At 55.9% G+C, this 25,209-nt stretch carries 22 protein-coding genes; 4 read left to right on the top strand and 18 right to left on the bottom strand.

Going from position 1 to position 25,209, the window contains the following annotated elements:
- Window positions 1-88: 88 nt before the first annotated feature.
- Entirely contained in the window at window positions 89-2,410 is a 2,322-nt protein-coding gene (locus tag HC757_RS02410; RefSeq protein WP_169562694.1) for a S8 family serine peptidase, read from the bottom strand.
- 477 nt (window positions 2,411-2,887) lie between these two features.
- Here HC757_RS02410 and HC757_RS02415 point away from each other — a divergent pair, with 477 nt between their 5' ends.
- A complete protein-coding gene (locus tag HC757_RS02415; RefSeq protein WP_169562695.1) occupies window positions 2,888-3,577 on the top strand; it encodes a tRNA/rRNA methyltransferase in 690 nt (229 codons plus the stop codon).
- A gap of 2 nt (window positions 3,578-3,579) precedes the next feature.
- On the opposite strand, the gene HC757_RS02420 is transcribed toward HC757_RS02415, so the two are convergent.
- The 10 genes from HC757_RS02420 to HC757_RS02465 form a co-directional block, all read right to left on the bottom strand.
- Window positions 3,580-3,855, bottom strand: a complete 276-nt coding sequence (locus HC757_RS02420) for a hypothetical protein (protein ID WP_169562696.1) — start codon at window positions 3,853-3,855, stop codon at window positions 3,580-3,582.
- Window positions 3,852-5,879: a RecQ family ATP-dependent DNA helicase gene (locus HC757_RS02425; protein WP_169562697.1), complete on the bottom strand. Its 2,028-nt coding sequence runs from the start codon at window positions 5,877-5,879 to the stop codon at window positions 3,852-3,854. The genes HC757_RS02420 and HC757_RS02425 overlap by 4 nt, the downstream gene beginning before the upstream one ends.
- Window positions 5,880-6,188: 309 nt before the next feature.
- A complete protein-coding gene (locus HC757_RS02430) occupies window positions 6,189-7,967 on the bottom strand; it encodes an ABC transporter ATP-binding protein (protein WP_169562698.1) in 1,779 nt (592 codons plus the stop codon).
- Complete coding sequence (locus tag HC757_RS02435; RefSeq protein ID WP_169562699.1) at window positions 7,964-8,533, bottom strand: peroxiredoxin family protein; 570 nt, start codon at window positions 8,531-8,533, stop codon at window positions 7,964-7,966. The genes HC757_RS02430 and HC757_RS02435 overlap by 4 nt, the downstream gene beginning before the upstream one ends.
- 9 nt (window positions 8,534-8,542) lie before the next feature.
- The gene (locus HC757_RS02440) at window positions 8,543-9,058 is read right to left on the bottom strand and encodes a MauE/DoxX family redox-associated membrane protein (RefSeq protein WP_169562700.1); all 516 of its coding nucleotides are present in this window, start codon (window positions 9,056-9,058) and stop codon (window positions 8,543-8,545) included.
- Window positions 9,059-9,061: 3 nt separating this feature from the next.
- Window positions 9,062-9,928 carry an SDH family Clp fold serine proteinase gene (locus HC757_RS02445; protein WP_169562701.1) on the bottom strand — a complete coding sequence of 289 codons (867 nt, stop codon included), beginning with the start codon at window positions 9,926-9,928 and terminating at the stop codon, window positions 9,062-9,064.
- The gene (locus HC757_RS02450) at window positions 9,922-10,926 is read right to left on the bottom strand and encodes an MvdC/MvdD family ATP grasp protein (protein ID WP_169562702.1); all 1,005 of its coding nucleotides are present in this window, start codon (window positions 10,924-10,926) and stop codon (window positions 9,922-9,924) included. Before HC757_RS02450 ends, HC757_RS02445 begins: the two co-directional genes overlap by 7 nt.
- A gap of 85 nt (window positions 10,927-11,011) precedes the next feature.
- Window positions 11,012-11,194, bottom strand: coding sequence for a hypothetical protein (locus HC757_RS02455; protein ID WP_169562703.1), 183 nt, complete (start codon window positions 11,192-11,194; stop codon window positions 11,012-11,014).
- Window positions 11,195-11,287: 93 nt separating this feature from the next.
- Window positions 11,288-11,464, bottom strand: a complete 177-nt coding sequence (locus tag HC757_RS02460) for a hypothetical protein (protein ID WP_169562704.1) — start codon at window positions 11,462-11,464, stop codon at window positions 11,288-11,290.
- A gap of 395 nt (window positions 11,465-11,859) precedes the next feature.
- Window positions 11,860-12,249 carry a DCC1-like thiol-disulfide oxidoreductase family protein gene (locus HC757_RS02465; protein ID WP_169562705.1) on the bottom strand — a complete coding sequence of 130 codons (390 nt, stop codon included), beginning with the start codon at window positions 12,247-12,249 and terminating at the stop codon, window positions 11,860-11,862.
- Window positions 12,250-12,503: 254 nt separating this feature from the next.
- On the opposite strand from HC757_RS02465, the gene HC757_RS02470 reads away from it, so the two are divergent.
- Complete coding sequence (locus HC757_RS02470; RefSeq protein WP_169562706.1) at window positions 12,504-14,207, top strand: dipeptidyl-peptidase 3 family protein; 1,704 nt, start codon at window positions 12,504-12,506, stop codon at window positions 14,205-14,207.
- Window positions 14,208-14,327: 120 nt separating this feature from the next.
- On the opposite strand, the gene HC757_RS02475 is transcribed toward HC757_RS02470, so the two are convergent.
- From HC757_RS02475 to HC757_RS02490, 4 genes are all read right to left on the bottom strand, one after another.
- A complete protein-coding gene (locus HC757_RS02475; protein WP_169562707.1) occupies window positions 14,328-16,400 on the bottom strand; it encodes a S9 family peptidase in 2,073 nt (690 codons plus the stop codon).
- A gap of 198 nt (window positions 16,401-16,598) precedes the next feature.
- Window positions 16,599-17,318, bottom strand: a complete 720-nt coding sequence (locus HC757_RS02480) for an SDR family oxidoreductase (RefSeq protein WP_169562708.1) — start codon at window positions 17,316-17,318, stop codon at window positions 16,599-16,601.
- Window positions 17,319-17,386: 68 nt separating this feature from the next.
- Window positions 17,387-17,737: a hypothetical protein gene (locus HC757_RS02485; RefSeq protein ID WP_169562709.1), complete on the bottom strand. Its 351-nt coding sequence runs from the start codon at window positions 17,735-17,737 to the stop codon at window positions 17,387-17,389.
- A gap of 247 nt (window positions 17,738-17,984) precedes the next feature.
- The gene (locus tag HC757_RS02490; protein ID WP_169562710.1) at window positions 17,985-20,015 is read right to left on the bottom strand and encodes an oxidoreductase; all 2,031 of its coding nucleotides are present in this window, start codon (window positions 20,013-20,015) and stop codon (window positions 17,985-17,987) included.
- 166 nt (window positions 20,016-20,181) lie between these two features.
- On the opposite strand from HC757_RS02490, the gene sppA reads away from it, so the two are divergent.
- Together sppA and ansA are read left to right on the top strand one after the other, a co-directional pair.
- Complete coding sequence (sppA, locus tag HC757_RS02495; protein WP_169562711.1) at window positions 20,182-22,023, top strand: signal peptide peptidase SppA; 1,842 nt, start codon at window positions 20,182-20,184, stop codon at window positions 22,021-22,023.
- A gap of 134 nt (window positions 22,024-22,157) precedes the next feature.
- Window positions 22,158-23,171 (top strand): asparaginase, encoded by a 1,014-nt coding sequence (gene ansA / locus HC757_RS02500; RefSeq protein WP_169562712.1) that lies wholly within the window; start codon window positions 22,158-22,160, stop codon window positions 23,169-23,171.
- Window positions 23,172-23,310: 139 nt separating this feature from the next.
- Here ansA and HC757_RS02505 read toward each other — a convergent pair whose 3' ends face one another.
- The 3 genes from HC757_RS02505 to HC757_RS02515 are packed head-to-tail and all read right to left on the bottom strand — an operon-like array spanning window position 23,311 to window position 25,044.
- Window positions 23,311-23,592 (bottom strand): YeaC family protein, encoded by a 282-nt coding sequence (locus tag HC757_RS02505; protein ID WP_169562713.1) that lies wholly within the window; start codon window positions 23,590-23,592, stop codon window positions 23,311-23,313.
- On the bottom strand, window positions 23,589-23,906 hold the full coding sequence (locus HC757_RS02510) for a zinc ribbon domain-containing protein (protein WP_169562714.1): 318 nt from the start codon (window positions 23,904-23,906) through the stop codon (window positions 23,589-23,591). The genes HC757_RS02505 and HC757_RS02510 overlap by 4 nt, the downstream gene beginning before the upstream one ends.
- A gap of 10 nt (window positions 23,907-23,916) precedes the next feature.
- A complete protein-coding gene (locus HC757_RS02515; protein WP_169562715.1) occupies window positions 23,917-25,044 on the bottom strand; it encodes a M14 family metallopeptidase in 1,128 nt (375 codons plus the stop codon).
- Window positions 25,045-25,209: the final 165 nt, after the last annotated feature.

A 25,209-nucleotide genomic window follows, 5' to 3' on the forward strand; every position in this document is an offset into this window, starting at 1 on the left:
TCTAACTCATGCCTTTCCCTTGGGCATGCTGCCGGACTGGTCGCAGTAGGGGTAGGCCCGCAACGGTCCTGACTGCGGGCCTGCCCTGTTAGGGCTCGACCCTCAGTTCATTTGAACAGTCATGTGAATCACAGACACGATAGCTGTGCACTGTATTCAGCAAATGCAGCCTGTCGGTATGGGTGCCGAAGTTGAAATAGCTGCCGATGGCGTTACCGTCGCGATAGACGGTAACAAATCCAGCTTCGCCGCCTTGCCAGCCGAGTACCACGGAACTGCTGCCGTCCGGATGAGGCACAAGTTCGACCAAGGACAGTCGGAAATCACCCACCCTGATCATACGCGTCTGGGTGTCTGACCCGCCGCGGCTGTCGGTGACTGTGAGCGACACAGGGTATTCGCCCGCCTCTGCATACTTGTGCTGCGGATTGGCGAGTGTCGAGCTCTGGCCGTCGCCGAACTGCCAATACCATTCGACTATGTCTCCGTCCGGATCTTGGCTAAGGTCGCGGCAACTGATCTGCAGACCGTCGTAGCTGAAGTCGAAGCCGGCCTCGGGATCCTGCCCTTGGTTTTGCTCCTTGCGTCCCGTGATGGCCAGCTTCCAGCCGTTCAAGGTTCCTTGATCGTAACCGCTCAGATCTTGCACCTTGAGCTGCCACGGGCCCTGTAGTGGGGAGAGTTTGTCTAGCTGCCAGCTTTGCTTCAGGTTGTCTGCATTGCCGCCGGCGCGGTCGTGCAGCACCTGCTCACCGCCGCTTGGAGAAATCAGGCTGACCCGCAGATCGCCGCGCCAGGTATGGCTGATATCGACGGAAACGGTGGCGGAAACTGGAACCAGCTCGGTTGCCACCCGGATTTCAGACACCACGCCGTTGGCATCGTTGTCCGGAATGGCCATGCTCTGTGGGTTTTCGAATGGCTCGGTAACCAAATCGCCATAGATGACTTCAACCGTCAAGGTACGTGTCTTGACCCGGACGCCGTCGGCGGCGCTCAGGGTCAAGGTATATTGACCTGCGGGCGTATCCTGGGTTGAAGTGACAGTGACGACGAAACTGTCACCGGCACCGACCCGAGGGTGCGAAAGAGCCGCGCCGAGTTCACCCTCGACCCTGAGCCCGACCTCACCTTGCCAGCCGTTGAAAGCAGCGAGGGTGAAATGGAATTGGCTGCTCTCGCCGGCTTCAATCGAGACGGGAGCCGTATCCCCTTCGAGGACAAAGCCAGGCAATGCAGCCTCAGCCAAGGCGTTGGCCAGATTGAGTCTGCGTCCCGATAACGTCGTGTCCGCTAAGGCGTCTATGGGGTCACCGCTGGAAAGCAGGATTTCGACGACCTGATTGTTGTCGAGTTCCGGGTTGGCCGCCAGCAACAGGGCGGCGGCGCCGGCGACATGGGGACTGGCCATCGAAGTGCCGCTCTTGGACCCGTAACGGGCGTTCGGTATGGTGGAATAGATGCCCTGGCCCGGTGCCCCCAAGTGAACGCTGTTCTTGCCATAGTTGGAAAATCCGGCCAGCGAATCGTAACGTGTGGTTGCCGCCACCGAAATGACGTTTTCAACCTGATAACTGGAAGGGTAATGAGGGGTGTGATCCGTGTTATCTCCCGCATTACCCGCCGAGGTGACGAACAGGATATCGGCGTCGCGGGCGCGTTCGATGGCCAGCTCCAGTACGGGTGAATAGGACCCGCCGCCCCAGCTGTTGTTGGTGACCCTGACATTGGTACCAGCCTGTTTGAGCCCTATCAGGTAGTCGAGGCATTTGATGGCGTCCGAGACGGAACCGCCGCCGCTCGCCCGCAGGAATTTGCAGCCTATGATGCTGGCTTGCTGATTGACGCCGACGACGCCAATGCCGTTGTTTGCGCTCGCGCCTATGGTGCCGGCGACATGGGTACCATGGCTGTGATCGTCCATGGGATCGCCGCTGTTGGTCACCGCATTGATACCGTGAATGTCGTCGATATAACCGTTGTTGTCATTGTCCATGCCGTCGCCCGGTATTTCGTTGGGGTTGGTCCACATATTGGCCGCCAGATCCGGGTGGGTGTAATCGACGCCCGTGTCTATCACAGCAACGGCTATCGAACGCGCGCCCCGGGATATTTGCCAAGCCTCCGGAGCATCTAGGTCCGCATCCGGCGTCCCGCCGTTCTGTCCGGTATTGTGCAGCCCCCACAATTCGCCAAAATCAGGATCCGTCGGCAGTTCATCCGGATAATAGCTGACATCGGGCTCGGCAAAGCGCACGCCATCGAGGCGATTGAGCTTCGCCAGCGTGTCTGCCAGTCCATCGCTGTCGGTTTCCAGTTTAAGTATCTGTCCCGGCATCAGATGGCGGGTAAGCACATAATCGGTAGCCGGCCGGGCGTTTATATTGGCCTGCTTCAATCTTGATGACATCGCTGTCATTTCGTTGTGCACAGCAGCATCTGTTACCACGAGCAAGTGGGCCGTCTGTCCCCCGTTGGCGGCAAATGCGCCGAGCAAACAGGAGAGAGCGGCTGCAACAGTTTTCCATGTTTTCATTTTTTGTTCCCCTTTTGGTAAATTTTATAACCTCGAGAACTAGCCTAGACGGTTTTGGAATAGATGCGCGTCGATTGAGCAATAAATAGAAAAACAGATTCTTCGTGGATTGGCTCTTGAATGGATAATGCCTTTGGTGCCGGAGACTTAGCCGGACACCGCTTGCCGAGTCGGCGCCCGGAATACCACCAGACTCAGGGCCGTGCTCGGTACCGAGAGCGCCTGCTTCGACAAGGCCAGAGCGTTTGCTGCTCAGTTATCAGCCAGGCCCAGGCCTTTTGCGGTGACAGGCATGCCATAGGTTAAGCTATTGAGTATAATCTGCGGCATATTTGCCAACCGAGTTCCCTTATGTCTATCAGTTTCGTCCTGGTCGAACCCAGCCGTGCCACCAACGTCGGCGCCGCTGCCCGAGCCATCAAGACCATGGGGTTCAATAAACTCATTTTGGTTGGCTCTGAGTTACATCTGACCCCGGAAGCCGGTTGGTTGGCCCACGGTGCCACGGATATTCTTGAGTCGGTGGAGGTCATGCCGGATCTCGCCAGTGTCCGCCAAAGGTTCGACATACTGGTGGCGACCACCGCCAGGGAGCGCGGCACGCCGCGGCAGTTCTTCGATCCCCAGCAATTATCCCAGCATCTGAAGCAGACGGGTTCTGCCTCTATTGCGCTGGTGTTTGGACGTGAAGCCAGTGGCTTGAGCAACGATGAACTAGAGTCATGCGATCTGTTCAGCTATGTGCCCTTGGCAAATGACTATCCTTCGCTGAACCTGGCACAGGCCGTGATGGTGTACAGCTATGCCCTGAGTCAGACGCTCTCAAACATAGATGCCAGCCTCAGTGCCAGCCAAGCCAGGGCGGATAGCGGGCAGTTGCAGGCGTTGAAACAGAAGGCGGAAGCATTGCTGGTCGAACTGGAGGCCGGTGAGGATAAGAAGCTCAAGCAATGGCTGCTGGACGGCATGGCCCGCCTGGGCGAGCGAGACTGCAAGCTGGCCCATCAGCTACTCAATGACATCAAACGTAAACTCGGCTAGCCTCAGGCACGCTTTATCCGGACCACCTGCATGATTTCCAGCTCTATGCCGGCGACCGAGGTGGTTTCGGGGTAATAGACGAGGCTGACCCTCTGCCCCTGCAGGCTCTTGTATTTCTTCACCCGGCGAAACTTGAACGGCACATCGTAGCCTTGCAGCATCAGAGTATGCTGCACCCATTCGCCGCTCTCCCTCTGGGTATGGGATGTCACCATGGCATCTTCCATGTGGAGCAAGTGTTCGTGTGCCGCCAACATCTTCTTGACTGTCTTGTTCATGCTACTCCCTCTTGATTCAGTTCGGTCCAGAGCCGAGCGAGCCTGGCTTTAATCTCGGCAAATCTCATTTGTTCGGCCCGGGCGAAGCCAGGCAACTTGCGCAGCTGGTAGCGGCCGAAGGCCGGGACTGCAATGCCGGCCAGGAAGCGACTGGCGCTCTCCAGTGATGGCGGCTCGGCCCCTTTGGCACCGAGGTGACGCCTGAGTTCTGTTATGTCGCTGCGCAGCTGGGCATCCGTTGGCGCCTGCACCGCCGATGAATAGCCCAACTTAGCTGGCTGGCCACGGCAGACGCTGCAATGGCCGCAGACGGATGGGGTTTGCTGGTCGTCGAAATAGCGCGACAGATTATGGCTCAGGCAGGATCCAAGTTCGAAGAAGCGGATCAATTGAGCTATGCGGGCGATCTCCTTGACTTCCTTGTCGACAAAATATCCATGCAGTTGCCCGGCCAGCCCGGGATCCTGCAGGATCGCCGAATTGACTTCGAAGACCTCGGTAATCCCCTTGGTCTCGAGCTCGATAAAGCGCTTGTCGGCCAGATAATTCAATGCCGAGAGCACCCTGTGGCGCTCGCAGCCCAGCGTTTGAAACAGGCTATCGAGATTGGGGGTACCCCAGACCTTCTTGAAGTCCGTATGCTGGAAGATGCTGTTCAAGAAACTGCGCCTCTGCTCATCGAACTGCGCCAGGATCTGCGCCTGATCTTGGATGAACTTGTACTTCACCTCGGCGAAATAGGCATACAGGGGTTTGATCGCCCCCAGCATTTCCAGCTGCACCAGGAGGGTTTTCAGCGGCAACTGGCGTATGTTGCTGGCGTTAGACAGCCGTGTCGGTTGCATTTCCCACTGGCGGCCGTCTCCCTCTTCGATGATATTGGCCACCACATGGGCTATTCCGTCGAACTCGGGGGTATCGCCATAGACGAAATTCTCTACCGTATTGACCCCATCCAGATTGGCCAGGGTGATGCAATGGGACGGCAAGCCATCCCGGCCGGCACGGCCGATTTCCTGACTGTAGTTCTCAATGGACTTGGGCAAATCATAATGGATGACGAAACGTATATTGCTCTTGTCTATGCCCATGCCGAAGGCGATGGTGGCCACCACTATTTGCAACTTGTCGGCCATGAAGTCGGCCTGAATGGCCTGACGCTGCCTGTCTTCGAAACCGGCATGGTAGGCGCCGGCGGCTATGCCCTGGGCCTTGAGATAATCGGCCACCTCCTGCGCCGTCTGTTGCAGGGTCACATAGACGATGCCGGCGCCGGATTGGGCGCGAATTTGCTGCAGCAGCTGCGCCCTCTTATCCTGGGCAGACACGGGCAATACAGTGAGATCCAGGTTAGCGCGATAGAAGCCCGTCTGCACTATGTGCCCGGGATCTATGGCGAAACGTCTGGCCATGTCCAGCTTGACCTTGCGGGTCGCGGTGGCGGTGAGCAGCAATACCAGAGGTATCTTGAGTGCCTGGCAATAGCTGGGCAACTTGAGGTAGTCGGGACGAAAGTTATGCCCCCACTCGGAGATACAGTGCGCCTCGTCGACCACCAACATGGAGATGGCTACCGACTCGATGAAATGACGGAAGCGTTCATTCTTGAACCGCTCCACCGACACCATGAGGATCTTGATCTTGCCGCTGCGCACATCCTGCATCACCTGGCGGCTCTGCTCCGGGCTCAGGGTCGAGTCCAGGCTGGCGGCGGCTATGCCCTTGCCCGCCAGGAAGTTCAGCTGATCTTTCATCAGTGCCAACAGGGGTGACACCACCAGGGTGAGATGGGGCAAGTGCAGCGCGGTAAATTGATAGCACAGCGACTTGCCCGAGCCGGTGGGGAAGATCGCCAGGCTGGAATGTCCCGCCAGCAGCTGCGCTACCACCCTCCCCTGGCCTTCGCGGAACTGAGCGAAGCCAAAATGCTGCGCCAGCGAGCGCTCGAGTGCCTCCGGCGTCGGGCTGATATTTGTGGCAGGCTGAAGTTCGACAGGCAGTGATGCGGCAGTCGAAGCGCCCATAGAGTCGCTAAGCGGAGATAGAAAGGGATCGGACATCTGGGTTCTCTGGGCCTAAGCGCATGTCAGTCGGGTTAGCCAAACCTGGCAAGTCGGTTGAATCCTTGCCGAGTCGAGCCCGGCAAACAAGCATTGTAGCAAAATCTTCGCCGTCAAGATTCAATTTCTAAGGAAGTGCTGAAGAAGTGAAGCGATGAAGTGGTGAGGGGACGGGATCTCATGCCATAAGGCCTGTCCTGAAAAACCTTTAAACGGCCGAAGCTGAGCCTTCTGCTTGATCTCAGGTATTAAGCTTCACATGCTTGAAAGCGACTAGGCGGGTACAGGCTCGAGACTGGCTTCGTAGCTGAGTTGCTTCTGCATCAGCCCGCTGTATATCCCATTGCTGTTTCGTATGAGTGAATCATGGGAGCCTATTTGACTGATCTCCCCCTTATCCATCACGACGATTCGTTGGGCTCGGCTAATTGTTGAGAAGCGATGGGTGATCATTATCGTTGTCCTCCCCTTCATCAGGTGCTCAAGGCCCTGCTGCACCAGATGCTCATTGTGCGCGTCCAGAGCGCTGGTCGCTTCATCGAGGATCAGAATATTGGCGTCCCTTAAGATAGCCCGGGCAATGGCGATCCGCTGTTTTTGCCCACCGGAAAGCTGCACCCCGCGATCGCCCAATTGGGTGTCATAACCACAGGGAAGCTTGCAGATAAACTCATGGGCATTGGCGTGCTTGGCCGCTTGGATCACTTCTTCCTCCGTCGCCAGGCGATCTGAAAGTGCGTATTGAATATTTTCCAGTATGCTGCCGGAAAAGAGACTGGGCTCCTGTTCCACAATGGCAATATTTCGCCTTATGGCATGCAGGCTCAATGTGTCGGCATCTACACCATCGAACCTGAGTTTGCCCGAGTCGGGTGTGTAAAAACCCAGTATCAGACTGGCAATGGTCGATTTTCCTGCGCCGGATGAACCGACCAAGGCTATTTTTTCTCCCGCAGCTACGGATAAATTAAACCTTCTCAATGCCTTGTTTTCGGGGCGAGCGGGATAGGAAAATTCAACATTTTCAAAGGCTATCTCGCCCCTGAATTGGGGTAACTCCGCTTCGCTTGGCCCTTCCGGGATCTGTGGCTGAAGAGAAAGCAATTCGAAGACTCTTTCCGTTGCCCCCACGGCTTTCATCCACTCTCCCCAAAACCAACTCACCCCGGATGCCGACATTGCCACCATGGCGGCATACAGAATAAAACTGGTTAACTCTCCGATACTCAGCTGGCCTTCAAGCACCATCTGACCGCCGAACCACAGAGTAACCAACAAGGCCATGTACTGGATAAAGCTGGTGACGCCCTGAAATCCGGCGAAAATACGGGTGTTGCCTAGAGATAAATCCTGGGTTTTATCCGTTGCCGCTCGGTAGCGTCGCTTCGCCCCATTTTGCTGACCAAAGGCATGCATCAAACGAATATTGGCAAAGCTTTCCTGGGCTATATGGTTACAGTCGGCCAAATTGTCCTGAACCAGCTTAGATCTGCTGCTCACCATTTTGCCCGCTTGACGCGCAGCCAATATGGATAAAGGCACGACCACCAACATCAATAGACTGAGTTTGGGAGAAAGCATAAGCAGCAAGACGGCACCGCCGATGCAGGTCAACAAGGAGCGCAGCGCGATCGCCAATGCCATGGTCAGGGTGTCTTTCAGCACTTCGACATCGGCAGAAAGCCGGTTACTCAAGTTGCCGACATTATTGCGATCAAAAAAACCTATTCCCTGGCCAATGATGGCGCCATAGAGCTGCTGTTTGAGTCGAGTCACTATTAGGGTCCCCGCCGACTCAAAGAGGTAGTAGCGCAGTGAGGTCGCAGCTGCGTGGATCAAAAATACCAGTATCATGACCAGTCCAACCCAGGTGAGCCAGTCACTTTGCTGTGCCTTCACCGAGTTATCGATAAAGTAGGCGACTGCCTTGGGAAAACTGAGCTGGATGACCACAGTGACCAACATGACAATGAAGCCCAGCAAGAGCCGATAAATATAAGGCCTGATCAGCTGCAGCCTGAGGCGGTGCAATTTCCTGGTTTCCAGGTTCATAATGCAGGCTCCGCTTCCGATAAGATGTCATCCATCTGCGAAATAAAGCTGAGCCAGTCATCGTCACCGATAATTCCACTGGCCTGTAACACCCGGTTTTCATCCAAAAACAAATAAAACGGGGAAGCGCTGCGGGGGTTCAAACTTTTGCGTACTTCGCTGTCCATAGCCACCGCAAGGCTTAACAGGTCGGTGTCGGCCAAAAACGCTTTCAGCTTATTCGGGTGCTCAGATGCAACCAACCACATCACCAGCTCCGCACTATTCAAGGCTGCTTGTATGCGGCTAAGTTCCGCAAGCTTGCCATGGCACTCCTTACATTTGGAGGATAAGAACACCAGAACCGTCGGTTTATTTACCGAGCCTACAGGCGTCTTACCCACTAAGGTTGCACCTGAAAAATCAGGAACCGGCTCCCCAACGGGCAAGGTTAAGGGGACGGCATTGACACCTGGGACATGCATAGTCCGCATCATATCGAACAGCCGGAAGGTGAGCACCAGGTTAATTGAAACCGCAAAGATAAGGCAAGCCAAGACCCAATGTATTAACCCTATGTCCGTCATATAAAATCCTTAGGCGTCATGGCGCAATAACGTGGCGACATCAGGCAAATGTATCGTTATCTGAGCAAGCATGAATGCACAGCCAAATAGCAGCCATTGGGAGGCAGGGACCAGAGTCAAGGCACTCGATGTAAACGTGAGCATGATGAAACAAGCCGCTATCAAGATCAAAGTGCGATAAAAGTCATACGCGTTGACATGGCGGTTTTCCCGGCCGAAACAATGACAGCTGACCAATCTGTGCTTGATCAAAATTGACGCTATGTAGAGGGCGAAGGAGACAAATAAAAGCAGTGCAGCCTGCATGGCCAAGGCTCTCCAGGGCCCATCAATGAGCAACATGGCCGCCAACATCCATTCTGTAGCCACCAGGCCAAGTGCCGAGAGCAAACGCCATTGCACAGGCACATTTAAGGTATCCGCCAGACTGTCTCTAAACCTGGCGAATGAGTTTGTTTTCCCCCAGGCGGCAAGCACAAGTACGATAAAGATAAACAAACGACAAAATTCGGCTAAATAAATCAAGACTTACCTCACTATTTTCCAGCAAGGAGAAGGCCTTTCCGGGTGGCACCAGCGCCCGCGGGTTTCATTGGCAGTGGCTATGATGGCATCACACCAAGCTGCGTCCAATGACTCACATGCGCCCGGGCCCAACTTGGCGCGGATCTGTTCTGCTATTTTCCAAGCCGTCGCATCGACCTGGGGATCCTGCTTCATCTTCAGCCCCAACTGGGCCAGTTCTTCCCGGGTAATGGCATAAGTGTGCGAGTGGTAACCGTACTGGAGCTGTTCAACTAGCTTGCTGCGTATGCCTTGTTCCTGTTCCGGCAGCTGAAATGCCAGCAACTGCTCACCTATCTGTTGCAGTTCCAGTGTCGAGCGGTAAAAGGACGTCAAGGTCGTAGGGAAAATGCTGTTGCACAGATGGGATGCCGACTGAGCCTTCACTTCATCGTCGTCGAGCTTAAACCAGTCCCGCATCATTTGTGAAAACAAGCGCACATCCTGGGATGACAGGCTCGACGGAGCCTCCTCATGGTTTGAGGCGCCCGCCTGCAAGGCGGGATCTATCGGCGAAAAGATAGCCAAAGGCCCGGCGATGATTTCATGCCCGGACAGACACAACAAGGTTGCGGCAGACTCGCAATGATGCGGCACAATGAAGCAAAGGGTATCGCAAAATTCTCTCAATAAAAGCGCAATACGCCTGACAGCATTCACTATGCCACCGCGGCCGTAGAGCACGACATCCAGTCGCCTAACATGCCCGAGTTGCTGCAAGCTGTTATAGAGCGCCGGCAATAACTCGATATCGAGTTGACTGGCAGCGAGCACCAATACCTTGCTGTCTCGCTGACTTTCCAACCTCTTAATGTCATCCGAATTCAGCATTGAGCCCCCTCTATCAAGCAATCGGCTAATGTGTTCATCATGGTCAATTCGGGCACCAGTTGCTCAACAAACCAAAACTGCCCACCTGGATTGTTTTCCAAGAAGATATATTCATCCTTCGGCGTCACTATTAAGTCCAGGGCGCCATAATTGAGGCCGTAACTTTTGACAAACTCGCGGCAACGCCGCTCAACATCCAGTGGAAGCAGCATGGCGCTGTAGGGGATCTCCACACTGAAATCTCTGAAATCTGTTTTCGTGCGCTCGTCCAGCTGTGAATCTATTTTCGCCGCAAACACCCGCTCACCGATCACAGTCACTCTCAGCTCATAGGCTTTTTCTATGTGTCCCTGAAAATGACAGGGCACATGGGCGATCGCATCCAGCTCGTCCATGTCCAGATCGCTAATCACAGTGGTCGGAATGCCATCGGACTCCCGCTCTGCTTGCGATACTTTATCTGCGGCTAAGAAGGATGACGACATCGCCTTGAACACCATGTCTCCCTCCAGCGTCTGCTTGAACGACTTGACGGCTTGCGGCGTGTTGCTGATGATCGACGGCGGGATGGCGAAGCCCAGTCTGACGGCCCTTTTCATCTGCTCCCCCTTGAAGCTTGCCCCGCGCATCGCCAAGGGGTGGCTCATCCAATAGCAGTCGAGGCCGTACAGTAAGCCAAACAGTGTGTGGTCGGTTTCTTCAATCGCGTAGGCATTTTCCTGCGGCCCCAAATCCGGACTGAGAAACGCAAATTCCCCTTTCTTACGCAGCCACACGGATCCTATATCTTCGATCGCGAGCCTGTCCCCCGTGGGCAGATGTTCAATAAAACCCTCGCACCCATCCTGGCTGATGTGTTGATGAAACTGATAATCACGTGGAAATGTATTCAGGTCGAGGCGAAAAGGCTGATGGCCTTTGGCTGTCAATATGGGAGTGAGCACCTCGACATGAAGATCATCGCTGTTACTGACGATTAAAATCCGTTTGCTATTCATAGACCACTTAAATGAGGGAGTAGAAAAATCGAAGTGTGGGAAAAAATTACCCCGGCCTGAAACCGGGGACTTTCTTACGGCTTAATTAGCAATACATGCCTGTGTCGCTGTAACGTGGAGCATGTCCATTACCCGCAGGCGCCAAAGTACATCCGGCGATTGCCACGCCGTCACGCGCTTTAAATTGCACATTCTGTTGTTGAGAAACGTGAGCCTGTTGCTTTTTTTCTGCCAATTTAAAAGCGAAAAGTTTTTTATTGTTGTTCATGTTATTAATTCCTTTTAATTTTTAAGCGGGAGTGGAGCAATCGAAACGAGGGAAAATACCCCGGTGAAAACCGAGGTATTTTTTACTGCTTAATCAGCAATATATGCCTGTATCGCTGTAGCGAACCAGTCCCCTGCCTGTAGGATCTGTGCATCCGGCAATTGCAACGCCTTCACGCGCTTTAAATTGAACATGCTTTTGTGAGGAAACGTTAGTCTGTTGCTTTTTTTCTGCCAGTTTAAAAGCGAAAAGTTTTTTGTTGCTGGTCATCTTGTTAATTCCTTTTGATTTTAAAGTAAGTGTAAAAGTCAGAAGACCCTGTCCTACAACTACTTCACAAGTCCTTCGCTCATTTTTATAACAAGTATGAAAACAAATAGCAACACAGCGCCGGCGCAAATTAACAAACAGCAAAATTGTCATTCTGGTTTTTATGGAGACACCGGCATTCGTCCCTGCAGTACTACAACATTGAAATATTGCACAGGACAAAGTGCGTCAGGATATCTGCTCCTACTCCCATCTCAGTTGTTTTAATCTATTGGGTATCGAACGCCTTCCATGTTCAGCTTGAAACAATCGCAGCGAGGATAATGCAGCGACGTGGAGATAAGCACTTGGGATCGGCACTAAGATCTAGACAGGTACTAAAATCTAGACCGTTGCTAAGATTTTTCCGTCGGTGGCAATCTGCCGCTGCGCGCCAGACGCCGTGTTACCGAGCTGTGATAATGGCGTGCCGCCAGTGGGCGAATGAGCGGCAGCCCCAGCAGCCAGGCCAATGGCCGCAGCCTTGGTACCCTTTGCAGCAGGGCAATGTAAGCGTCGAGCTCGGAGAGGATGCGGCCATCGGCGGTCTGCACATGCAGCTCGGTCAAGGCCTTGGTGGGATCTATCCCGAGCCGCCGCAGGGCCTGGTCCTGATTGGTGATATCGAACCAGGTCACCTGGTCGGCATTGTCGCCGGCGAGTTGCTCGTAGTGGCGCCTGTCTTCGACGCAGCGAGGACAGGCGCCGTCGTAGAAGACGGTCAATTGGGTCTGTGCTGGCTTCACTCTGGCTCCCGCAGCTTGATGGCACTCTTGGCATTCCTGCTATCAAGTACTCCTGCTACCAAGTATAGCCAAGCCCCTCCTCCCTTGGGAGACTCGGCCAATCCATCTTTAACGGTCAATTTACTGGCAATCGATCGCCTCTGAGCCAAGAGCGGGCGGCGTCGGCTTTATCCCCGCCGGCATTAGGTGTACATTGAGGCGCGCTCATTTCATGCCTCTCATGGCGAGCAATATAATAAAAGGAGAAACGCGAGATGAAAGCTTCATTCATATCCCTGGCCCTGGTGTCGGCCCTGGCGGGTTGTTCACCGGCGGAAAAGCAACAGACGACCGCCTCGGAGCAGCAGGCCTCGGCAGCACAGGCCAAAGCGCAAGACCCTACGGCCCAGAGCGGCCGCTATCAAGCCATGCTGGACAGATTTGTCGACACCAAAATGCAGGCGGATCTGAGCAGCCTCAGCGATATCGACCGCCAGGTACTGCACAAGATGGTGCAGGTCGCCAATATCCTAGATGGTGTCTACCTGCGCCAGACCTATGATGCCAATCCCAAGGTACGCGCCGAGATTGCCACCTCGGCAAATCCCGACAAACAGCTGTTGTTGTCGCTGTTCGATCTCCACTATGGCCCTTGGGATACCCTGGAAGGCGACAAGCCCTTCTGGGGCGACACAGAGCGCCCGGATGGTGCAGGTGTCTACCCGGTCGACATGACCAAGGAAGAATTCAACCAGTGGATCGCCGCCCATCCTGAAGATGAAGCCGCGTTCAAGAGTGGCTATACCGTCATAGTGCGTCAGGGCGATAAGTTGCTGGCCGTGCCCTACAGCCAGTACTATGGCAAAGAGCTTGCGGCCTGTGCCACCCTGATGCGTGAAGCCGCCGCCCTCACCCAGGACGCCAGCCTCAAGACCTTCCTCGACAAGCGCGCCGATGCCTTCCTCAAAAATGACTATCGTGACTCTGAGATGGCCTGGATGGATCTTAACGGTTCACTGGAAGTCGCCATAGGTCCCTACGAGACCTATACGGACAAGCTCTTCGGCTACAAGACCTTCTTCGAAGCCTTCATCACGGTACGCAATCCCCAGGACAGTGCCAAGCTGGCCGTGTACAAGCAGTACCTCAAGGAGATGGAGCTGAACCTGCCGATCGAGGACAAGTACAAGAACCTGCAGCGCGGCTCCGAGTCCCCCATATCTGTGGTCGAGCAGATCTCCGGTGGCGGCGACAACAAGCCGGGGGTACAGACCACGGCCTTTAACCTGCCCAACGACGAAGTGGTGCGCGAACTCAAGGGCAGCAAGAAGGTGATGCTGAAGAATGTGCTCAACGCCAAGTATGAGGCGATCATGCGGCCCATCTCGGCACTGATCATAGCCCCGGCGCAGCAATCTCTGTTGATGGAGCAATACTTCTTCAACGAGACCCTGTTCCACGAGCTGTCCCACGGCCTGGGCCCTGGCACCCTAGTCAAAGACGGCAAGAGCACCACGGTCGCCGAGCAATTGCAGGAGACCTACTCCAAGATTGAAGAAGGCAAGGCGGATGTGATGGGCGCCTATAACATGTTGTTCCTGATGGACAAGGGCGAAATGCCCAAGGCCGAGCGCGACAACATGCTGGTGACCTATTTTGCCGGTCTATTCCGCTCCATGCGTTTCGGGGTGCATGAAGCCCATGGCGCCGGCGCGGCGTTCCAATATAACTACTTCAAAGAGAAGCAGGCCTTCGACTTCGACAGCCAAAGCCAGACCTACAAGGTCGACTTCGATAAGCTGGCCCTGGCCATCCGGGAGCTGGTGCACGATCTGTGCATGATCCAGGCGCTGGGTGACTATCAGCAGTCGAAGGACTTCCTCGCCAAATACGCAGTGCTGACCCCAGAGGTCGCCGCATTGAATGTGAAGATGGAAGCCATTCCTACGGATATCCGTCCTCTGTATCCTGAGATCTGAATCCAGCAAATGGCACATTGATGTGCATTGCTAAACGAACGGGCCAGGCTTGGTCCTCAAGGTAAAAAGGCGTGCCAGCGGCACGCCTTTTTCATTGCTGATACCGCACACAGCCCAGCGCTAGAGACTCTCCTTCCCTGACATGTCCTTATCCGCCTTGGCGTCTTCCGCCGCCTGCGGCCCGCCATACTTGCCGAACCACCAGAGAATATATTCCACCTTGGCCATCAGGTTCGAGGGCCTGGCGGTAATGCCATGACCCGCGTTGGGAATGCGTACCATGGCGGTATCCACCCCCTTGAGTTTCAACGCCTGATACAATTGCTCGGACTCAGAAATGGGGGTGCGATGATCCGCCTCCCCGGTCAACAACATGGTGGGAGTGCGCATGTTGCCGACATAGCTGATGGGCGACAGCTTCATATAGAGTTCCGGATCTTCCCAGGGTTTCTGCGGGAACCAATATTGGGAGAAGAAGGGATAAAAGTCCGCCGTCAGTACGAAGCTGAACCAGTTGATCACCGGCTTGGCCACCACGGCGGCGGTAAACCTGTCGGTATGCCCCACTATCCAGGCCGTCAGGGTACCGCCACCCGAGCCTCCAGTGACAAAGACTTTACGCTCGTCGATGAAGCCCTTGGCGATGACGGCATCGACCCCTGCCATCAGATCATCGAAGTCCTTGCTCGGATACTGATGGTAAATTTGCTGGGCGAAGTCCTTGCCATAGGAACTGCTGCCCCTTGGGTTCAGGTAGAGCACCACGTAACCCCGGGCGGCATACAGCTGCAGCTCGGCGGCAAACTGAGGCCCGTAAGCCGCGACCGGTCCGCCGTGGATTTCCAGCAGCAGAGGGTACTTTTTCGACCCATCGAAACCGGGCGGATAGAGGATCCAGCCCTGGATGTTCAGGCCATCAACGCTGGACTTGAACGCAATCTCTTCCACCTTGCCCAAAGAGGTTTGCCCCAAGGCATCCTGGTTCAGTCGGGTCAGGCGTTTGACCTCGTCGCCATGCAAGACTGCGACATCCGCCGGTCTCTGGGGATCCGCGAGTGGGAAGGCCAAGGTGCCATCCTTGGCCAAGGCAAAGCTGCCCGAGGTATAGGGCCGTCCCAGGAACGTGCCGCCCACCTCATGGGTCAGCAGCTGACGCTCGCCCGACAGAGGTTGGTAAGCCAAGGTATTGGTGCCTCTGTCTTCATATTGAATGTAGAGGCCCTTGCTGTTTGCCGCCCAGCGCATGTCGTCGACACTCCGGTCCAGATCCAGGGTGATGGCCCTGGCCTCGCCGCCGGCAAGGGGCTTGATATAAAGCCTGGCATTCTCGTAGTTGCTCTTCTTGTCATCGAAGCCCAGATAGGCCAGCAGCTTGCCATCGGGTGAGATCTGAGGTGTCGAGTCGGGACCATCCCTGTCGGTGATCTGACGCACACTGGCATCGCTGAGTTTAAGGGCAAAGATCTCCGAGTTCATGGGTGCTAAACCCGAGGCCTGTCGGGGATTGGCCGAGAAATAAATTTCCGCCGCATCCGGGGTCCAACTCAGCTTGCCCTGGTGATCGTACTTATCGAAGGTGAGCTGGCGTGGATTGCCCCCCTCGGCCGGCAAGGTGAAAAGCTGCACCGCGCCTGGCCGGTTGTAGCCGGCACCATCCTGGCGATAGAAAACCTCATCTATATAGATGGCGTCGTCGGCCCACTCGGCGCCCTCGGGTTTGCCACTGAAGCTCACAGGACGATTGGGCTTGTCGGGCACGAACATGCTGAAGGCTAACTGTTTGCTATCCGGCGACCAGCTCAATCCCTGAGGCGGCTCGGGCAGATGGCTTATCATGGCGGTCGCGCCCGTATCCAGCCATTTGATGAACAGCTGCGGCTTGCCGCTGCGGGTCGAAATAAATGCCAGCCGGCTCTGGTCCGGTGACAATAGCGGCGAGAAATCGTAATGCAGCCCGGTGGTGACGGGACGCAATGCCTGGGTCCGGGTATCCACAGACCAGATGTTGCCCACCTGTTTGTCCGTGTCTATGTCCATGCGGTTGCGTACGAAATACACGAGATCACCCTTGTCGGTGATCGCCAGTTGACTGGCGTATTCGAGATCGAATACCGCCTTGGACTCGAGCACCTTAGCCATGGCGGGCGGGCTCAAGAGCGCCAAACCTATTGAGAGTGTCAGCAATGGTTTCATGTCACCTCCTGGATTAGATCGAAGCCGAGGGACTTCGATTGACTGTTAAACCGTCACCAAGATGCTGATATTTCACTCTTCACACAAGCATTTAGCTTGCGGTCTGCCGGCAATTTTTGTAACTGAATACGAAAAAATCGCCTCGGCCCAGCAAGGTCGGGCGGCACCGCAGTGAAGGCGCCGCCTCAACCGACGCGGCTACCAGGGAACGGCATTGCCCCGATAGTCGAAGAAACCGCCGCTCTGATCTGGGGTTAGCTTATCCAACAGCGCCTTGAGTCCGCGAGTCGACTCTTCTGTGTCTATCAGGCCCTGCGGACCGCCCATGTCGGTCCGCACCCAGCCAGGATGCAGCGCGACCACTGAGATGCCATCGGCGGCTAAATCGATCGCCATGCTGCGGCTGACGGCGTTGAGTGCCGCCTTGGAGGAGCGATACAAGTAAGCGCCGCCACTGGTGTTATCTGTCATACTGCCCATCTTGGAGGAGATGTTGGCTATGATGGCCTTGCCGGCGAGCTTGAGCTGAGGATGGAATGCCTCGGCCAGTTTCAGCGGCGCTATGCTATTGACCGCCAACACCCGCTGCCAGGCATCGACATCCGTGGTGCCAAACCTGAGACCATTGGGGCCATAGATACCCGCGTTGTTGAGCAGCAGATCCAGGGGTTCGCCCGCAAAAGTCTCGGCCAGGGCATCGATAGACTCCTGAACCGTGACATCCAGCTCGAAAATCTCCAGTGCCTCATAGGCTTCGAGCAAGGCACCCAGCTCTGTGGCCGAGTCGGGGTGACGGCAGCAGGCGGTCACCTGCCAGCCGGCATCGAGATACAAGCGGGTCAAGGCCAGTCCCAGGCCACGATTGGCGCCGGTGATCAAGATATGCTTGCCGGCACTGGCTGGAATAGGTGTTTTCATCTGCTGTTCCTTATTAACCTTATTAATAGTCCATTGACGCCGGCGCCAGCCGGCACAGGCCCTAGCTGCTAATTGCGCGAGTGCCGCGCCAGAAACTGCGTTATCAGGCCGGTCAACTTGTCCTGAAACTTTTCTTCAAACTCATCCAGGCTCAGGTTGAATAAAGCCAGGTACTTGTCGCTCTGGGCGGGCGTCAGCGGTCTGTCACCCAGGCGATAGCTCATTTCACTCAAGCGTTTGTCATAACGGGGGGTCAGTTGCCAAATGGCGATGTCGGCCCGGTAGCTCTGCAATGCCTGTTGCGCCAGGGTACAGAAGGCTTCTATGTGCTGCGCCCCATCTGGCCCTAGACATCCGGGCTCAAGCCTGCATAGCAGGGTGAGCTTTTGATTCAAATTGTGCTGACTGCCCGCTTCCATGTCTAAGATAGCTCCCCATTCAAGAATGACAAAATGTGTCTGGGCGCTATTTTCTGCCCTGTGACGGCTCAGTGCAAGGGGCCGGCAAGCTTAGGCGACATTTTTTGCCATCCGCTTGGTGAGCTAAGGGGCATGACACAGCCGTGCTATTGCCGCCGGGCCAGGCAATAAAAAAGCCTGATGGTTATCAGGCTTTCGTTGCGCTACCCAGCCTAGCCCATGGCAGGCATTGGCGAGCAGCCAGGGTTTAGATACGCATCGCCAACTCGGCGCCCTGACGTATGGCACGCTTGGCATCGAGCTCGGCCGCCACATCGACCCCACCTATGAGATGCACGGGCAAACCCGATGCCTTCATCTCATCGACCAGGCTGAGGTTCGACTCTTGGCCGGCACAGAGCACCACGTTGTCGACCGCCAGCACGCTGGACTCGTCCCCCACCCTGATGTGCAGTCCGGCAGCGTCGAACTTCTCATAGCTGACCCCTGTCTGCATCTCGACCCCATGCTGCTTGAGCACTGCGCGGTGGATCCAGCCGGTGGTTTTGCCCAGCCCCTTGCCCATCTTGGAAGACTTGCGCTGCAGCAAATGCACCTGGCGCGCCGCTCCGGTCTCTGTCTCGGTCCCTGTCTGTGGCGTCGTCAGACCACCCGCCTGTCGGTACGCCTTGTCTATGCCCCATTGTTGCAGCCACTTATCCGTATCCAGGCTGCTGGACTCGGGCTCGCAGAGGAAGTGCGCCATGTCGAAGCCGATGCCGCCGGCACCTATCAGCGCCACCTTGTCACCCAACTCGACTTGGCCGCTGAGCACGGCCTGATAATCCACCACCCTGGCATCGTCGAAACCGGGCAGATCCAGCAATCTGGGGACGACCCCGGCGGCGACAACCACCTCGTCGAAATGCTCGGCGGCGAGCGTGTCCGCATCCAGGCGCGTGTTGAGCCTGAGTTCGACCTTATGCAACGCCAGCTGGTTGACGAAATACCTTATAGTCTCGTTGAATTCTTCCTTGCCCGGGATCTTGCGTGCCAGGTTGAACTGACCGCCGACCTCGGATTTTGCCTCGAACAAGACCACCTCATGGCCCCGGCTGGCGGCATAGACGGAAAACGCCATTCCCGCCGGACCTGCGCCCATCACTGCGATGCGTTTCTTGTTGGCCGTGGCGCTGAAATTGATTTCGGTTTCATAGCAGGCCCTGGGATTCACCAGGCAGGTCGCACGTTTGAGGGCGAAGGTGTGATCCAGACAGGCCTGGTTGCAGCCGATGCAGGTATTGATCAACTCGCTCTGGCCACTGGCCGCCTTGTTGACGAACTCGGGATCGGCCAGGAAAGGCCGGGCCATGGAGACCATGTCCGCCTGACCCGAGGCCAGGATCTGCTCGGCGATCTCCGGAGTATTGATGCGATTGGTGGCGATAAGCGGCACAGATACCTCGCGCTTGAGCTTCTCTGTCACCCAGGAAAACGCCCCGCGAGGCACGCTGGTGGCTATGGTAGGCACCCTGGCCTCATGCCAGCCTATGCCGGTATTGATGATCGACACCCCGGCCTGTTCCAGCCATTTCGCCAGCTGCACCACTTCGTCCCAGCTCGATCCCTTGTCGACCAGATCCAGCATTGAGAGGCGGAAGATGATGATGAAGTCGCTGCCGACCTTGGCGCGGATCGCCCTGACTATCTCCAGCGGAAAGGCCGCCCGCTTCTCGAAGCTGCCGCCCCAGGCATCGTTGCGATCATTGGTCCTGGCACTGACAAACTGGTTGATGAGGTAGCCCTCTGAGCCCATGACTTCGATGCCGTCATAGCCTGCTTTTCTCGCCAACGCGGCGCTGTTGGCGTAATCCTTGATGGTGCCGCGCACCTGTCTGGCAGACATGGCCGAAGGGGTGAAGGGGGTGATGGGAGATTTGATCTTGCTCGGTGCCAGCGAGAAAGGATGGTAACCGTAGCGCCCTGCGTGCAGCACTTGCATGCAGATCTTGCCGCCGGCCTGATGCACCGCCTGGGTCACTATCCTGTGTTTGGCCACCTGCCAGGGAAAGCTCAGCTGGCAGGCATGGGGCGTGAGACGGCCGCGCAGATTGGGCGAGATCCCGCCGGTGACTATCAGGCCAACACCACCCTCTGCCCGTTCGCGGTAAAATTGTGCCAGTTTCTCGAAGCCGCCCTTTTCTTCTTCCAGGCCCGTATGCATGGAACCCATGAGCACACGATTTTTCAGCCGGGTAAAGCCCAGATCTAAGGGTTCTAATAAATGCGGAAACGACATTCAAACGTCCTTTTTAAACAAGTGATTTAAATCAGCATACCCTGTGACGGAATTAAGCTCAACTACCGGCAACAAGTACAAAGATTAAAAAGCCTTACAATTGTTTTTAGCCTCCTGGGGTGTTTTCGGTTAGCATTGGCCCATTGGATAGATAAAGGAGTGGCCAATGTCCGCTAAACCCTCGTTTTTAAAGAATATATCTTTACTCATTTGGAATACCCTCAACGGGGTTCGCAAGGCGATCCTTAATTTGGTCTTTTTTGGTCTGCTGGCGCTGGTGCTGGTCGTCCTCTTCAGCAGTGAACACATAGAAGTCGAAGATAACTCGGCCCTGGTATTGGATCTGGCCGGCGCGATCGTCGAGCAGAAGCGGCCGGTAGACCCCTTAGAAGCGGCATTCAAGCAAGGTGAAGGTGTCGATGTTGACGGCGAGATCCTGCTGGCCGACGTGCTCTATGTGATCAACAATGCCGCCACAGACGACAGGATCAGCAGCCTGGTGCTGGACTTGTCCGAGCTGAGATCCGCCGGGGTCAGCAAGCTGCAAACCATAGGTGAGGCATTGGAAGGCTTCAAGGCCACAGGCAAAAAGGTGTTCGCCATAGGCAACTATTACGAACAGAATCAGTATTTTCTGGCCAGCTATGCCGATACCCTCTATCTCAATCCCCAGGGGCAAGTGCTGCTCAACGGCTTGAGCCGCTATCGCCAGTATTACAAGACGGCCCTGGATAAACTCAAGATCCACACCCATGTGTTCCGGGTCGGTACCTTCAAATCTGCGGTGGAGCCCTATATTCGTGATGACATGTCGGCGGCTGCCAAGGAAGCCAACGGCGAGCTGTTGACGGATATCTGGCAGAGCTATGCCGCCACTGTCGCCGCCAATCGCGGCATAGATGCGGCCGATCTGGTTCCCGACGCCGAGCGTTATCTGGCCGAATTGGATAAGGCCGAGGGTGATGCCGCCACCATGGCCATCAACATGAAGTGGGTCGATGAACTCGCCTCCGACGAGCGCTTCCGCACCGCCATGATAGCCAGCGTAGGCAAGTCCAGCCAGGGCGACAGCTTCAGGCAAGTGCATTTCAACGACTACCTGGCCCTGGTGGCACCGACCCCTTCCCTGGTGCCACAGGACACGGTCGGCATCATAGTGGCCAAGGGCACCATACTCAACGGCAATCAGCCTTCGGGTCAGATTGGCGGTGCCAGCACTTCCGCCTTGCTGCGCAAGGCGCGCTTCGACGATCAGGTAAAGGCCGTGGTACTCAGGGTAGACAGCCCCGGCGGCAGCGCCTTCGCCTCCGAGCAGATACGCCAGGAACTGCTGGCCCTCAAGGCCGCGGGTAAACCTGTGGTGGTCAGCATGGGCAGCCTGGCCGCGTCCGGGGGGTATTGGATCTCCGCCAGTGCCGACTATATCTACGCCACCCCGACCACACTCACAGGCTCCATAGGCATCTTCGGCATGTTGGCGACCTTCGAAGACTCGCTCGCCAGCCTGGGGATCTACACGGATGGGGTATCTACCTCTGAGTGGGCCGGCTTGTCCGTCACCCGCAGCCTCTCTCCCCAGGTGCAGGCCGTCATCCAGCGCAACATAGAACGTGGCTACCATGAGTTTATTTCTCTGGTCGCCAGGGAGCGCCACATGACCCTGGAGCAAGTGGATAAGATAGCCCAGGGCCATGTATGGACGGGCAAGAAGGCGTTTGAGCTGGGATTGGTCGATGAGCTGGGCGACATAGATGCCGCCATAGGCAAGGCGGTCGAACTGGCCAAGCTGGGCAAGTTCGACACCAGAGTCATAGAGCAGGAATTAACACCCGAACAGCTGTTCATGCAGCGCATGTTTGGCTCGGTCGCCAGCTATCTGCCTCCCAGCCTGACTCATACCTCGGTATTCGAACGTGTGCTGGCACAGTGGGCCGGCGCCGTGCAGGAGTTCGCCGCTTTCGATGACCCCAATGGTGTCTATCTCTATTGCGACGACTGCAACTACTGATAGCCCAGACACCCATTGATCATCATGAGTCCCTAAGCCCGGTTTTCCGGGCTTTTTTATTGTCGTCAAGCTGTTGGGTTTACCCAGGCTAGCCCTTATAATCAAGCCACTCGCAGCAACGAATACAGACACTAATGACCAAACGTTCGATTTACGTCGCCTACACAGGCGGTACCATAGGCATGCAGAAGACCGCCAATGGCTTCGCCCCGGCGGCGGGATTTCTGACCCAATGCGTTCAGTCCATGCCCGAGTTCTATCACGAGGAAATGCCGGATTTCGTGATCCACGAATATCAGCCGCTCATCGACTCCTCCAATATGGCCCCTACCGACTGGCAGATGATCGCCGACGATATCCAGGCCAATTACCACAAATACGATGGCTTCGTGATCTTGCATGGCACAGATACCATGGCCTACACGGCATCGGCGCTGTCCTTCATGTTACAGGGGCTATCCAAGCCGGTAATAGTCACGGGCTCGCAGATCCCGTTGGCGCAGCTGAGATCCGATGGCCAAACCAACCTTTTGAATTCTCTGTATATTGCCGCCAACTACCCGGTTGCCGAAGTCTGTCTCTTCTTCAATAACAAGCTGTTTCGCGGTAACCGCTCGACCAAGGCCCATGCCGATGGCTTCGATGCCTTCGCCTCGCCTAACTTCCCGCTCCTGCTGGAGGCCGGCATCAAGATCAACCTGCACGCCGGCAAGATAGCCACAGCCAGCGACAGGCCGCTGCAAGTGGCCAGCATCAGCCCTCAGCCCGTGGGGGTGGTGACCCTGTATCCGGGGATCTCCACCGATATCTTCAAGAACATACTGCAACAACCCGTGAGGGCCCTGATCCTGCTGACCTTCGGTGTCGGCAATGCGCCCCAGGATCCGGCCTTGCTGGCGACCCTCAAGGAAGCGGACGAGCGCGGTATAGTGCTGGTCAATCTGACCCAATGCTTCCAGGGCAAGGTGAATATGGGCGGTTATGCTACCGGCAATGCCCTGGCCAAGGCCGGGGTGATCAGCGGCGCCGACATGACCATAGAAGCGGCCTTGGCGAAACTGCACTATTTGCTTTCGAAAAATTTGCAGCCAGATGAGATAAAACAGGCGATGCTGCAGAATTTGGTTGGTGAATTGACCCCGGACTGAGGCGTTACCAGGCAACAAACATAAAAAAGCCCGGATTCCCGGGCTTTTTTATGGATTGACGCTCATGTCGGCAGAGCTATGCCTGCGGTGAAATACTTAAACAGCAAAGCAGCTCAGACGCCAATTAAGGCGCACCAAATCAGAGTTCGGACTCTTTGAAGTCGGCTATGGTCTCACCGCGAAATTGCTTCTTCAACTCGCTCTTGGACAGCTCATTGATGGCGCCCCTGGCGTTGATGGTGAAATGCTCCTGCTGGTCCAGCTTGCGGGCCTGATACAGCATCACCACCTGCAGGGTCGACTCGCGCTGTGCCTGGCTGAGCACTGAGCCATCTTCCCACTTACCCAATTCGACCGCCGAAAGCAGGCGCTCATAGACTTCCACCGGCATCTGCTCTATCACTTGATTGATATCTGTCATACACTCTTCCGCTTATGCAATATGATCCTCACCCGAGTGATCATGTAACCCACAAACCCCAACGCGAAGCAGCCGCCGGCGATATAGGCACGCAGCCCTTCGGCCGGTTCACCGCCCCAAAACCAGATCACTACCCCGGCAATGAACAGGGTCAAGGCCAGGAAACTTTGATTCATCAGGCGATTGGATTGCTGTATATGGCTAATCCGCGCCAGGGACTCGGTATTACCGCTCAGATCCGCCTGGCAGTGCTGACAACGGCTCGCCTGGCTCGAGATACGCTTGTGGCAAACCGGGCATTTAATTAACGCCATAATTCCTCTGTTATCTCAGGTTATTAACCACCGCCAACATGGCGATCAGGGATGCCTCACCCAGGTAAGCACAACGCTCGGGAGACCAACCCACGAATTCGTCCGGCAGATTGTCATTATCCTTGAAGGGCATTTCCAGGGTATTGGACAGGCAATCGAAGGTGTGGGCGACCCAGTTGGAGCCGACCGTCAGGTTCGCCTTGCCCGGCTCATCCTTATCATAGCCATGGGTGGTCTGGAAATCGGCGCTCGCCAGCCCGAGTGCGGCGACAAACTTATCCTGCAACTGGGCCAGCCTGTGGCTGTAGGCAGGTACGCCCTCACAGCCGGCGAGGAACACATAGGGCAGACCTTCATCGCCGTGGACATCGTAAAAGAGATCGACACCCGTTTCCTTCATCTTGTTGACCACATGATAGACCTCGGGGCTCTTCTCCAGGCTCGGACTCTGCCATTCACGGTTGAGGTTGACCCCGGCCGCATTGGTCCGCAGATGACCACGGACGCTGCCGTCCGGGTTCATGTTGGGCACTATGTAAAAGTTGGCCTTGTCCAGCAGGGCCCTGGCGGTGGCGCAATCCTGATCCAGCAGGCGCTTGAGCAGGCCCTCGACCAGCCATTCGGCCATGGTCTCGCCGGGATGCTGCCTGGCGGTGATCCAGATGTTGCGCTTGCTCTCGTCCTGATCGCCGACCTTGATCAAGCTGATGTCCCTGCCATCCAGTGTCAGTCCCAGATGTTCCAGGCCCGCCAGCGGGTGCAGTTGGCTGGCACTGAGCAGATCCAGATGACGTTCATAGCTGTAAGGAGCGAAATAGGCAATCTGGATCGCCTCGGCGGCCAGTTCGACCTCTATGCTCAGCTTGCCGTCCTGGTATTGGGTCGGCAGACGGAACCATTCCTGCCTGTCGTAGGAGGCGACCGCCTGGTAGTTTTCCCAGCCCTTGGGGTAGGAGGCGCCGGCGGCATTGACCAGGTTGAGCTTGTAGCTCTCGCCGACCAGGCCTTCGAACCTGAAGTTAAACCACTGGTAAAACTCACCGCCCTCGTCCGGACGTATGGCCAGCTGTATATCATCTTTGTTATCCAGGTTGATGACTTGGATGTTTCCGCCATCGAAGTTGGCACTGATCCTCATGGTAGCTTCCTTTACTTGATTAGCGCGCCGGGCGCCCGGTATATGAGGTCTTGGCCTCAAATTAATGGCCATAGGATAAACCAAAAGCCGGAAATGGGAAAATGAAAGCACACCCATCCCGGCGTAAACGGGGCGCGAGCCTGTTAACTGCACACTCGCTGCTCA

It is taken from the genome of Shewanella salipaludis (assembly GCF_012911865.1).
Classification (GTDB): domain Bacteria; phylum Pseudomonadota; class Gammaproteobacteria; order Enterobacterales; family Shewanellaceae; genus Shewanella; species Shewanella salipaludis.

What these genes read in the sequence shown, in the direction of transcription:
- HC757_RS02420 (WP_169562696.1), bottom strand. Translation starts at nt 3,855, where the DNA reads ATGAACAAGACAGTCAAGAAGATGTTGGCGGCACACGAACACTTGCTC.
- HC757_RS02475 (WP_169562707.1), bottom strand. Translation starts at nt 16,400, where the DNA reads ATGAAACCATTGCTGACACTCTCAATAGGTTTGGCGCTCTTGAGCCCG.
- HC757_RS02430 (WP_169562698.1), bottom strand. Translation starts at nt 7,967, where the DNA reads ATGAACCTGGAAACCAGGAAATTGCACCGCCTCAGGCTGCAGCTGATC.
- HC757_RS02410 (WP_169562694.1), bottom strand. Translation starts at nt 2,410, where the DNA reads ATGTCATCAAGATTGAAGCAGGCCAATATAAACGCCCGGCCGGCTACC.
- HC757_RS02460 (WP_169562704.1), bottom strand. Translation starts at nt 11,464, where the DNA reads ATGACCAGCAACAAAAAACTTTTCGCTTTTAAACTGGCAGAAAAAAAG.
- sppA (WP_169562711.1), top strand. Translation starts at nt 20,182, where the DNA reads ATGTCCGCTAAACCCTCGTTTTTAAAGAATATATCTTTACTCATTTGG.
- HC757_RS02425 (WP_169562697.1), bottom strand. Translation starts at nt 5,879, where the DNA reads ATGGGCGCTTCGACTGCCGCATCACTGCCTGTCGAACTTCAGCCTGCC.
- HC757_RS02510 (WP_169562714.1), bottom strand. Translation starts at nt 23,906, where the DNA reads ATGGCGTTAATTAAATGCCCGGTTTGCCACAAGCGTATCTCGAGCCAG.
- ansA (WP_169562712.1), top strand. Translation starts at nt 22,158, where the DNA reads ATGACCAAACGTTCGATTTACGTCGCCTACACAGGCGGTACCATAGGC.
- HC757_RS02435 (WP_169562699.1), bottom strand. Translation starts at nt 8,533, where the DNA reads ATGACGGACATAGGGTTAATACATTGGGTCTTGGCTTGCCTTATCTTT.
- HC757_RS02505 (WP_169562713.1), bottom strand. Translation starts at nt 23,592, where the DNA reads ATGACAGATATCAATCAAGTGATAGAGCAGATGCCGGTGGAAGTCTAT.
- HC757_RS02480 (WP_169562708.1), bottom strand. Translation starts at nt 17,318, where the DNA reads ATGAAAACACCTATTCCAGCCAGTGCCGGCAAGCATATCTTGATCACC.
- HC757_RS02490 (WP_169562710.1), bottom strand. Translation starts at nt 20,015, where the DNA reads ATGTCGTTTCCGCATTTATTAGAACCCTTAGATCTGGGCTTTACCCGG.
- HC757_RS02450 (WP_169562702.1), bottom strand. Translation starts at nt 10,926, where the DNA reads ATGAATAGCAAACGGATTTTAATCGTCAGTAACAGCGATGATCTTCAT.
- HC757_RS02470 (WP_169562706.1), top strand. Translation starts at nt 12,504, where the DNA reads ATGAAAGCTTCATTCATATCCCTGGCCCTGGTGTCGGCCCTGGCGGGT.
- HC757_RS02445 (WP_169562701.1), bottom strand. Translation starts at nt 9,928, where the DNA reads ATGCTGAATTCGGATGACATTAAGAGGTTGGAAAGTCAGCGAGACAGC.
- HC757_RS02485 (WP_169562709.1), bottom strand. Translation starts at nt 17,737, where the DNA reads ATGGAAGCGGGCAGTCAGCACAATTTGAATCAAAAGCTCACCCTGCTA.
- HC757_RS02515 (WP_169562715.1), bottom strand. Translation starts at nt 25,044, where the DNA reads ATGAGGATCAGTGCCAACTTCGATGGCGGAAACATCCAAGTCATCAAC.
- HC757_RS02415 (WP_169562695.1), top strand. Translation starts at nt 2,888, where the DNA reads ATGTCTATCAGTTTCGTCCTGGTCGAACCCAGCCGTGCCACCAACGTC.
- HC757_RS02455 (WP_169562703.1), bottom strand. Translation starts at nt 11,194, where the DNA reads ATGAACAACAATAAAAAACTTTTCGCTTTTAAATTGGCAGAAAAAAAG.